This window comes from Micromonospora sp. NPDC023633, assembly GCF_040640035.1.
Lineage (GTDB): Bacteria > Actinomycetota > Actinomycetes > Mycobacteriales > Micromonosporaceae > Micromonospora.
This window is the reverse complement of the sequence record NZ_JBFABB010000188.1, coordinates 1-9,649: the sequence shown is the minus strand read 5'-3', so window position 1 is coordinate 9,649 and position 9,649 is coordinate 1. Positions and strand designations below refer to the sequence as shown.

At 63.9% G+C, this 9,649-nt stretch carries 10 protein-coding genes; 9 read left to right on the top strand and 1 reads right to left on the bottom strand.

Annotated elements, in window-relative coordinates; translation table 11 throughout:
• From AB0G13_RS32450 to dbpB (AB0G13_RS32410), 9 genes are all read left to right on the top strand, one after another.
• The coding region (locus tag AB0G13_RS32450) for a DUF5919 domain-containing protein (protein WP_357882807.1) at positions 1-795 on the top strand (795 nt) is incomplete at its 5' end.
• Positions 792-1,580 carry an inositol monophosphatase family protein gene (locus AB0G13_RS32445; protein WP_357882804.1) on the top strand — a complete coding sequence of 263 codons (789 nt, stop codon included), beginning with the start codon at positions 792-794 and terminating at the stop codon, positions 1,578-1,580. The genes AB0G13_RS32450 and AB0G13_RS32445, both read left to right, overlap by 4 nt.
• Before the next feature lie 375 nt (positions 1,581-1,955).
• On the top strand, positions 1,956-2,657 hold the full coding sequence (queC, locus tag AB0G13_RS32440; RefSeq protein WP_357882801.1) for a 7-cyano-7-deazaguanine synthase QueC: 702 nt from the start codon (positions 1,956-1,958) through the stop codon (positions 2,655-2,657).
• On the top strand, positions 2,654-3,301 hold the full coding sequence (gene queE / locus AB0G13_RS32435; protein WP_357882798.1) for a 7-carboxy-7-deazaguanine synthase: 648 nt from the start codon (positions 2,654-2,656) through the stop codon (positions 3,299-3,301). Before queC ends, queE begins: the two co-directional genes overlap by 4 nt.
• The gene (gene queD, locus AB0G13_RS32430) at positions 3,301-3,660 is read left to right on the top strand and encodes a 6-carboxytetrahydropterin synthase QueD (RefSeq protein WP_357882795.1); all 360 of its coding nucleotides are present in this window, start codon (positions 3,301-3,303) and stop codon (positions 3,658-3,660) included. The genes queE and queD overlap by 1 nt, the downstream gene beginning before the upstream one ends.
• A gap of 566 nt (positions 3,661-4,226) precedes the next feature.
• Complete coding sequence (locus tag AB0G13_RS32425; RefSeq protein ID WP_357882792.1) at positions 4,227-4,658, top strand: hypothetical protein; 432 nt, start codon at positions 4,227-4,229, stop codon at positions 4,656-4,658.
• Positions 4,658-5,800: a DGQHR domain-containing protein DpdB gene (gene dbpB, locus AB0G13_RS32420; protein WP_357882789.1), complete on the top strand. Its 1,143-nt coding sequence runs from the start codon at positions 4,658-4,660 to the stop codon at positions 5,798-5,800. The genes AB0G13_RS32425 and dbpB (AB0G13_RS32420) overlap by 1 nt, the downstream gene beginning before the upstream one ends.
• Positions 5,797-7,038 (top strand): tRNA-guanine transglycosylase DpdA, encoded by a 1,242-nt coding sequence (dpdA, locus tag AB0G13_RS32415; protein ID WP_357882786.1) that lies wholly within the window; start codon positions 5,797-5,799, stop codon positions 7,036-7,038. The genes dbpB (AB0G13_RS32420) and dpdA overlap by 4 nt, the downstream gene beginning before the upstream one ends.
• Positions 7,031-8,221: a DGQHR domain-containing protein DpdB gene (gene dbpB, locus AB0G13_RS32410; protein ID WP_357882783.1), complete on the top strand. Its 1,191-nt coding sequence runs from the start codon at positions 7,031-7,033 to the stop codon at positions 8,219-8,221. Before dpdA ends, dbpB (AB0G13_RS32410) begins: the two co-directional genes overlap by 8 nt.
• A 193-nt stretch (positions 8,222-8,414) precedes the next feature.
• On the opposite strand, the gene AB0G13_RS32405 is transcribed toward dbpB (AB0G13_RS32410), so the two are convergent.
• Positions 8,415-9,649, bottom strand: a 1,235-nt coding sequence (locus AB0G13_RS32405; RefSeq protein ID WP_357882780.1) for an NF041680 family putative transposase, incomplete at its 5' end; no start/stop codon positions are given.

Genomic DNA, 9,649 nt, shown 5'->3' with positions numbered 1-9,649 from the left:
CCTGTCATCCGACGATTCATCATGATCGCAGCACCAACCATGGCACGAACAACGATCATCGATACTCAAGGACTCGCAACCGTGCACGAGGTCGTAAGCGTCGGAGACTTCGCCGCCGTGCTGGCCCGGATGCTGACCTGGCGACCAACCGGATACGACGTCACCAAATGGGAGACGGACACGGTCCCACCCGGCGACGTGGTCCTCGCGCTCTCCGCGATTCTCGACCCGTCCGGCGCGGGCAACCTGGATGAGGAGCGGCTCGGAGACCTCGTCGCCGTCCACCCGAACCGCTCCGAGTTCTCCACCAACCTTCCGCCCGATCAGCTGCTCGGCGGAGCGAGCAGCGTGCGCGCCGTTGGCCTGTCGCTCAACCTCCTGTCGCAGACTTACCCGGACCGCCGCTGGCACGACCTGGTCGAGGCCGGTGCGCATGTCCGCCTTCTGTTCCTCGATCCATCTGGGCAGGCTGTCCAGGCACGCGAGGCGGAGGAGGGCTTTCCGACGGGGCAGTTGTCCGGGCTGACGAAGCTCAACATCGAAACGCTGATGCGTGTGCGTGACCGGCTACCCGACGGGCTCCAGGACCGCATGGAACTGGCGGTCTACGACGACACGTTGCGCTTCAACGTGATCCTGGTCGACGATCTCTGCGTCGCGCAGCCGTACCTTGCGGAGAGCCGAGGGGTCGACTCCCCCGCGTTCGTCGCCAGACGGAGACAGGCTCGCGGCGGCCTGTATCCGGTGTTCGAACAACACTTCGAGACGCAGTGGCGACGGGGGCAGCAGTTGTGAGCGACTACGGGCCACTGTTGCCTGTTGCGATCGAGGCGGTTGCCCGGGCGGCCGAGGACATGCGGCGCAAGCCACCGGGTGCCCTCACAGCCAAGGGCGACCGCGACATGGCCTCCGCGCTGGACTACGAGATCGAGCGCGACATCCGTGAGCTTCTCCGGGTCGCGACTCCCGACATCGGGTTCCTCGGCGAGGAGGACGGCATCAGCGGGTCGGGAGAGCTCCAGTGGGTGCTCGATCCGATCGACGGGACGGCCAACTTCGTGCGAGGCATCCCGCTCTGCGCGGTGTCGCTCGGGCTGCTGCACAACGGCGAGGCGGTCCTCGGGGTCATCGAGCTGCCCTTCCTCGGTAACCGTTACGCCGCCGCCCAGGGCGACGGCGCAACGGTCGACGGCAGACCGATTCGGGTTAGCCAGACGGGCCGGCTGAGCGAGGCGATCGTGGCGATCGGCGACTACGCCGTTGGCGAGGATGCAGCGGCCAAGAACCGACTCCGGCTCGCGCTGACCGCACGACTCGTAGAGTCCGTGCAGCGTGTACGGATGACCGGCACGGCGGCGCTGGACCTGGCTTGGCTGGCCGAAGGCAAGCTCGATGCTGCCCTCACCCTCTCCAACCGCCCCTGGGACATGACTGCGGGAGTGGCTATCGCCCGAGAGGCAGGAGCTCAACTGATAGACAGGGACGGGACCCGCCACGACGTGTACTCGTCCGTGACCCTTGGCATCACGCCAGCCCTGTTCAAGGACACCCTCAGCCTGTTCGAGCAAGCGGCTGCTTGACGTAGCCGAACGTGTGCTGGCCATCGCTGCGCCGTAGACCCGTAATGACATGAAGCGGGTAAAGCGGGTCATTTCGCGCAGAGGTAAGGACGGCGGCTCGTCGCAGGCCGCCGATAAGCTGGGCGCGCCTCCGGACGACAGACACCTCCAAGGGTGACGAATAACGCCGCCATCGCCTTGCGCGGGCGCCAGCAGCCGAAGATTCGCGTCGGGCGTACCCGGCGGCGCCGGCAAGTCGATGGACACGCCTCTGTCCATCTTTCGGCAACACGCAGTATTCAGGTAACGTGACGCAACCTGCGAGCAGTAACTACGCACGACCAGCAGAGCTAGCTACTGCAGTTTCTCGATCATCGACATAGCAGGGAGCCCCAGATGTTGGCATCCAAGCCCCAAGCAGTTGTACTGCTGAGCGGCGGGCTCGACTCGGCCACAGCCCTCGCTGTAGCAGTCAAGGAGGGCTTTGAGGCCAACGCCCTCAGCTTCCGTTACGGGCAGCGGCACACCGTAGAACTCGAAGCCGCCGCACGGGTCGCGAAGGCTCTCGGGGCGACGCGGCACGTTGTCGCGGACATCGATCTGCGGATCTTTGGCGGCTCCGCACTGACCGACGATGCTCTCGCCGTGCCTCACCACGAGAGTGCTCAGGAGATCGGGAGCGAGATCCCGATCACCTACGTGCCTGCGCGGAACACCATCTTCCTGTCGTTCGCGCTTGCCTGGGCAGAGACCCTCGGAGCCTCTGATGTCTTCATCGGCGTAAGCGCCCTCGACTACAGCGGCTACCCGGACTGCCGGCCTGAGTACATCGAGGCGTACGAGCACATGGCAAACCTCGCCACCAAGGCTGGCGTCGAGGGCAGTCAACGGATGAAGATCCACACTCCCCTCATCAGCCTAACCAAGGCCGACACGATTCGGCTGGGCCTCAGCCTCGGTGTCGATTACTCCCTCACGCACAGTTGCTACGACCCCGTCGATGGTCAACCGTGCGGCACCTGCGACTCCTGCCTGCTTCGCACACGAGGCTTCGCCGAACTCGGCATGTCAGACCCCGGTCCCGGCAGCCAATCATGAGATCCGCGTACCGCATCAAAGAGATCTTTTACACGCTGCAGGGCGAAGGCACTCATGCCGGTCGGCCCGCTGTCTTTTGCCGGTTCACGAGTTGCAACCTCTGGACAGGGCGCGAAACAGACCGTCATCGCGCCATATGCCAGTTCTGCGATACAGACTTCGTTGGCACCGACGGACCCGGCGGAGGGCGCTTCCGGTCCGCCCAGGACCTGGCTGCTGCAGTGGCCAAAGCCTGGGCTGGTACAGCCCATCCGAAGAGTAAGCCGTATGTCGTCTGCACTGGTGGCGAGCCACTGCTGCAGCTTGATGCCGCTGCCGTCGAAGCGCTTCATAGTGAGGGCTTCGAGGTCGCCATCGAGACGAACGGGACACGACCCTTGCCCGCAGGCGTCGACTGGGTCTGCGTCAGCCCTAAGGCCGGCGCCGAGCTAGTCCTCACTCAGGGTGATGATCTCAAGCTCGTGTACCCGCAACCGGGCGCGGATCCTGAGCGATTTGAAAGCCTGGACTTCGCTCACTTTCTCCTCCAGCCCATGGACGGACCAGACCAGGCGGCGAACACGCAGGCCGCCATCAACTACTGCCTCGCTCACCCTCAGTGGTCATTGAGCCTACAAACGCACAAGTACGTTGGGATCGCTTGATGGAAATCTTCCGTGAGTTCACCTTCGAGTCTGCTCATCGCCTGCCGCAGGTGCCTGAAGGACACAAGTGCGCACGCCTTCACGGCCACTCGTATCGAGTCGAGGTGCACGTGCGTGGCGAGGTCGGCGCCTCCTCCGGTTGGGTAATGGACTTCGGAGACATCAAGGCAGCATTTCGGCCAATTTTGGACCAACTGGACCACTACTACCTGAACGAGGTGCCTGGGCTGGAAAACCCCACCAGCGAGGTACTGGCCCAGTGGATTTGGACGAAGCTTGTCGATCAGCTACCGCTATCTGCCATCGTGGTCAGAGAGACGTGCACGTCAGGGGCGGTCTACCGGGGCGATGCCCCGTGACGGAAGCTACGGCCGATGAGCATCCACTAGGCTCAACCGTGGATAGAAGCCTGGCGAGGCCGTCGACACGAATGCACATCGTCGTGACCTGTGCGAACCGCAAGAACCTCCCCGTGCCCGCCGCACTGCGCGTTGGAGCCCTGACGGGCTACCTGCCGAGACAGAGGCTCACGGAGTGGATTCGGAGGCTTTCCGAACCAGGTCAACCGTCCACTGCCGCCACGTCACTTTACGCCGGCGAGCATTGGACGGCGGCGCGTCAACTCGCGATGTCGGTACGTGTAGAGGCGCAACTATGGGTTTGTTCCGCGGGGTATGGGTTGATCCCTGCCAGCGCGCACGTCCGCCCCTACGCAGCGACGTTCGCGATACGGGAAGGAGACTCGGTTGGGCGAAGCTCGACCGAGAACCGCGATTGGTGGCGCGGGCTGAGCAGGTGGGCGGGCCCGGAAGCTGGCGCGCCGCGATCGTTCTATGACCTCGCCCGAACGAACCCCGACGACACGATCATTGCCGTCCTGTCGAACGCTTACCTTCGGGCGTGCAGTGACGATCTCCGTAGGGCGGTGGGGAAACTGCGCGACCCGCAGCGACTGACGATCATCGGCCCGAAGCAGGCGGATCCCGACCTAGACGAACTTGTCGTCGCCGTGGCCGCTCCGATGAGGTTGGCGGTCGGCGGCAGCCTGCTTGCCCTCAACGTGCGTGTCGCGCAGCGCCTCCTGAGCCTTGCTACTGCGGATCCTGGCACCCATCGCCGCTCCCACCTCCGCGCCTTGGCCGGCGAATTGGCAGCTGCGGTGCCCCCGCCAGCGCCTCGAGTTCATCGCGAGCGCATGACCGACGACGAGGTCAAGGCCTTCATACGGCCACTTGCAGTGGCCGAGCCAACCTCGGCAACACGCCTGCTTCGACGGTTACGAGACTCCGGCAAGTCATGTGAGCAGGCACGCTTCAAGCAGTTGTTCGACGAGATTTCTCTGGATGGGCGCTGCTGATGCCACCCCCACAGGATGCCAAGGCCATAGCGCGCCGTGCGCTGCGAATCGCCCAGCCCGGCACCCCCGCCCTCTATCTGTTCGCGCTTCAAGCGGAAGAGGTCCTGCAAATCGCGGACATCTCCCGCGTCAGTCGGGACGACGCCGGGAAGTTGATCGGTTACCAACGGCCGCAGGTACGGAAGCACATACAAGAAATCGTCGAGTACCTCGACACGGAGTCCGCCGTCTTCCCCAATCCAATCATCCTGGCCCTGTCCTCGCACGTACGGTTCCAGTCGAGCAGAGGACCGGGCGCGGGAGACGGGCTCGCCACCTCTGGGCTACTCAGCATTCCCTTGTCGCAACCGGGCAAGCCCAAGCCCGCATGGATCGTTGATGGACAGCAGCGTGCTCTCGCGCTGTCCCGTACCCAACGGCAGCAGTTTCCCGTACCGGTGACTGCGTTCGTGGCGGACAGCGTCGGTTTCCAGCGCGACCAGTTCCTGCGCATTAACAACACCCGTCCGCTACCGCGTGGTCTGGTTACCGAACTACTGCCGGAGGTCGACAGCCCGCTACCTCCCCGACTTGCCATACGAAAGGCACCCTCGGCCCTGTGTGACGTTTTGAACGCCGACAAGACATCGCCCTTTTACGGGCTGATTAAACGAGCGTCGACGAACAAGCAACAGGCACCAAACGCGGTGATCACCGATACCGTCGTCGTTGAAATGATTCAAGAGAGCCTGACCTCGTCGGCTGGCTGTCTCTTCCCCTACCGCGACGTCGCACACAACGAAACCGACTTCGATGGAGTCCTCCAGGCCCTCTATATCTATTGGACAGCAGTCCGTGACACCTTCCCAGAAGCCTGGGGCAAGCCGCCGAGCAAGAGTCGACTCATGCACGGTGCAGGGATTCGGGCCATGGGACGGCTGATGGATCGGGTGCTGGGCACAGTGGATCCCCGCATCCCCGAGGCCCCCGTACTGGTCAGCAAACACCTCGCGGTGATTGCGCCACACTGCCAGTGGACGGGGGGAAGATGGGACGAACTCAACCTTCGTTGGAACGAAATTGAGAACTTGTCCCGCCACGTTCAGGAGTTGTCCAACTACCTGATCCGCGTCTACCTGAACGAACGGGCCGGCATCCGATGAAGTTCTTCTTCCCTGACAGCCAGGACCAGGTCGACCCGACCTTCGACTTCCTGAGCGAGGAACGCGACCCGTTCAGAGTCCGCCAGCGTGACGACCTGTACGCACACGAACTGCTGAAGCCACCGCCCTTCAACGGCCTACTGGTCTCCAAGGCCATCGTGGACGGCACCGCCAACTCCAGCACCGGCAAGTACACCGGGCCCCAGCGCCATCGACTGTACCGGCAAGGAGCGCGAGAGTTCTTCCGCCTCCACAACGGCAGCGCCCCATTGAAGATCATGGGTGACTGCGGGGCCTTCTCGTACGTCGGGGAAGAACACCCGCCCTACACCGTTGAAGAGGTGGTCAGCTTCTACGAAGGGTGCGGCTTCGACTACGGAATCTCCGTCGACCACGTCATCTTCCAGTACGAACCGAACGTCACGCGTATCGACAAGGCGGCCAAAGAATGGGTCCGCCGTCAACAGATCACGCTCCAACTTGCGGCAGAATTTTGGCAACGCTGTTCATCAAGCGACGTTCACTTCACCCCCCTCGGGGTAGCACAGGGCTGGAGTCCGGAGTCCTACGCTTATTCCGTCAAGGAACTGCAGCGTATCGGATACCAGCGCATCGCACTCGGCGGAATGGTTCCGCTGAAGACGAAAGACATTCTTGCCTGCCTCCGCGCTATCGATGACGCACGCGAGCGCGACACACAGTTGCACCTGCTGGGAATCAGCCGCGTTGACGACATCCCGACCTTCGCCAGCCACGGCGTGACTAGTTTTGACAGCACATCGCCTTTCCGGCAGGCATTCAAGGACGATCGGGACAACTACTACGCGCTCGACCGGACCTACGTGGCGCTCCGCGTCCCCCAGGTTGACGGCAATGCGAAGCTTAAGGCACGGATTCGTTCCGGCGAGATCAGCCAAGGGCAGGCCATGCAGCTCGAACGCGCCGCCCTGACACGCCTTCGCGCATTCGACAGAGGCGAGGTCGACCTGGAAATCGCCTTGGAAGCACTCGTTGCCTACAGCGCTGTGTGGGACCGCAAGGCGGACCGGAGCGATCAGTACCGCGACACGCTCGAGAATCGGCCGTGGCAGGCGTGCGACTGCTCGATTTGCAACAAGGCCGGAATCGAAACAATTATCTTCCGCGGCGCGGAACGCAACAAGCGTCGCGGCTTCCACAACCTACACGTATTCGGGCAACGACTGCGCCGGCAACTTGGAGATGACGATCGTGACTAAGCAGGGAGACAAGAGCACCATGGCCGGAAGCCGTGGGAAACTGCTACATCTTCCGGCTCTCGAAATCATGCAGGGGCCAAACCGCCGTCTCTACACCTTCGCAGTGGACGGCAAGCAGGTCCCGTCGTTTGCCGCCGTCTCGCGTGTCCGACGCGACAGCGAGCAGCAACTGCACGGCTACCAACGACCGGAGGTCCTGGCGCACGTGGCAGCAATTCGCCGCTATGTGGAGTCCGACGACAATCCCCTGCTGCCCAACGCCATTGTCGTCGCCTTCGACGACCGGGTTCGCTTCGTCCCTGCCGACGCCGCTACCGATGCCCCTGGCTACGTCCGCCTGGGCACGCTCGTAGTACCCGTGAGCGACGACTGGGAAGACGCCGACAAACCTGGCTTCATCGTGGACGGCCAGCAACGGTGCGCGGCTATCCGTAACGCAGAGGTAGAAGCCTTCCCGATCTGTGTCACCGCCTTCATCACCGCCGACCAGGCCGACCACCGATCTCAGTTCATTCTCGTCAACTCCACCAAGCCGCTTCCCAAGGGCTTGATCCACGAGTTACTCCCGGCCGCGTCCGGTCCGCTACCGAACCAACTACGCGTGCGGCAGCTCCCAGCGACGGTTCTCGAGCGCCTCAACTTTGACCAACGTTCGCCGCTGCGCCACATGATCCAGACGCCGACTAATCCCACGGGGGTCATCAAGGACAACTCCATGCTGCGCATGCTCGAGAACAGCATCTCGGATGGGGTCCTGTACCGATTCCGCGGAAGCGACAAGACACTGCCCAATATCGGACTGATGGTGACCGTACTGAGCGACTTCTGGACTGCTGTGCGGGAGGTGTTCGGTGAGGATGCCTGGGGTAAGCCCCCTCGCAAGTCGCGGCTGATGCACGGCGCCGGCATCATCAGCATGGGATATCTGATGGACGCTATCGCCGACACGAATGGCAGTGGCGAGGACGTCCCCGACGTGCAGGGATTCGCTGCTGGGCTAAAGACAGTGAAGGACTACTGCCGGTGGACCGAGGGCACGTGGGATCTGGGCGACGGGATTCCGCGCCGCTGGAACGATGTCCAGAACACCCCTCGAGATATTCAACGGATTACTGACTTCCTGGTCTCCACCTACTATGCGAAGCAGGGAAAGCGACACGATCGGTCGAGTCGGCTCTTTTAGGTGTCATCCTCGGAAGTGCTCGCGCCGAGGAATCGGCGCCAAGCACCGCTGCGACCCTGCGTGGTGAGGCTTGGGATATCCGCCTTGGCCCTGCTGCATATGGGACCAAGACCAACCATTGCATTGTGTCACGCGGACACAGCCGCTGTTCATTCTAAAACCGCGGGGGGCCAGCCGTTTCCTAACTTGGCCTTTAACCTGTGCGGCGTGGGCGGGGACCGGTGGAGGTCTTTGGTTTTGCTTTCGCCCGTGGGCTGATGTGCACGTCGTGCCGTTGGGCGGGTTGCTTGTTCGGTTGGCCTGCTGGTCGTCCTGGTCCAGGGCGGGAGGGTTTCGGTGCGCTGGCCAGGCAGGCGGTCTTCGCGCGGAGGTGCCGGAACCCTCGACGGACGCGGGCGGGTGAAAGGCGTGCCGAGGGTGTCGGTTTCTCCCAGGGCCGGCGTAGGTCAGCGGTCAGGCCGCGTGCCAGGCGTAGCTGCGCGTAGACGGCGAGGATGAGCCAGGTCCATCGGTCGGCGGCTTGTGGGGTGCGGATCTTCGGGCAGGTCCAGCCGAGGGTCTGTTTGAGCAGCCGGAAGGTGTGCTCGATGTCGAAGCGGCGCAGGAAGGCCTGCCAGAGCCGGTCGACGTCGGTGGGTGTGGCGGCAGTGTGCGACCACCACAGCCATACCGGTTTGGGGATCGCGCCGCTGGGCAGGTGATCCACCTCGAGTCGGATCACGGTGCCTTCGATGAGCGGCAGGTCGCCGGTCTGGTCGATCCAGGCGTTGCGGTGTGTCAGCCGGGGGTGCAGACGGTTCCAGCTGCGGGCGACGGCAGTGCCGTAGAGGCGGGTGTCGGTCACCGTGGTCACGTCGGACGCGCCCCAGCTCGCGGGGTCGCCGAAGATGAACTCGCCGCCGTGGCGGGGTGGTCGACCGTTCGTGCCAGGCTGTCGGGGCGGGGCCGCGCGGCGCAGCACTCGATCGGAGCGCATCCGGCCCAGTATCTGCACCGGCAGGTCGCGCAGCAGGTAGGCCAGGCGGGGCGTGTCGTAGCCGGCGTCGGCAACGATGAGGATGTCGGGGTCACCGGTGCGCCACTGCCCGGCGGTGATGAGTCGCTGCACGAGTTGGCGCAGCTGGCCGGCGGTAACGGTGGCGGCATCATCGCCCGGCGCGAGCCGCTGAGCATCCAACGGCGCGGTCCAGGAACTGCGACCGGGCTCCAAAGCCGTGACGAACGAGTACGGCCAGCCAGGGATCATCACGTGCTGGTCCTTGCCGCGGCCGTAGGTGTGGCACAGGATCCGCTCCGCGGAGGTGTGCGCGTCCGGCCGCAGCCAACAGGTGATGTCTACCGCCAGAACCAGCCGACCGTCGGCCGCGCGAGGCAGCGGAAGCGCCGCCAAGCTCGCGCGCAGCCGCTCGACATCCACCCGGCCCCGGG

Excerpts from the sequence above, each read along its gene's own strand:
- dpdA (WP_357882786.1), top strand. The coding sequence starts at position 5,797 with ATGAAGTTCTTCTTCCCTGACAGCCAGGACCAGGTCGACCCGACCTTC.
- queC (WP_357882801.1), top strand. The coding sequence starts at position 1,956 with ATGTTGGCATCCAAGCCCCAAGCAGTTGTACTGCTGAGCGGCGGGCTC.
- dbpB (WP_357882789.1), top strand. The coding sequence starts at position 4,658 with ATGCCACCCCCACAGGATGCCAAGGCCATAGCGCGCCGTGCGCTGCGA.
- queE (WP_357882798.1), top strand. The coding sequence starts at position 2,654 with ATGAGATCCGCGTACCGCATCAAAGAGATCTTTTACACGCTGCAGGGC.
- queD (WP_357882795.1), top strand. The coding sequence starts at position 3,301 with ATGGAAATCTTCCGTGAGTTCACCTTCGAGTCTGCTCATCGCCTGCCG.